This window comes from Arthrobacter sp. B2060, from assembly GCF_059090445.1.
Window position 1 is genome coordinate 1 of record NZ_JBNHFR010000039.1, and the last position, 355, is coordinate 355.

The 355-nt window shown below is 58.3% G+C and carries 1 protein-coding gene; it reads left to right on the forward strand.

The window, feature by feature from the left end; all coding sequences use genetic code 11:
* Positions 1–355: HAD family hydrolase (locus tag AC5RUM_RS21510; RefSeq protein ID WP_494036854.1), on the forward strand; the 355-nt coding region annotated here is incomplete at both ends.

The window sequence follows — 355 nt, forward strand, 5'->3', positions numbered from 1 at the left end:
TCTACGGCACGCTGATCAACTGGGATACTGATTCCACTACCCGCCGGCTGCTCGCTGGCCGTCTGCCTGAAGAGCAGTGGCCTGCATTCAAGAAGGTTTTCCGCGGGTACCGGTTCGACGAGGTCCTTGGCGACTACAAGCCTTACGAGGAGATCCTTCAGAATTCCTTTGACCGGGTATGCAAGTTCTTTGGCATCGGGCCGACCCCTGGTGCGGGCGCAGAGTTCGCTGACACTGTACGCAACTTTGGTGCCCACAATGACGTGCCGGCTCCGCTGAAGCTCATGGGCGACAACTACAAGCTGGTGGCTCTGTCCAACGCCGACGACAGCTTCCTGGAGATCAGCATTCCCAA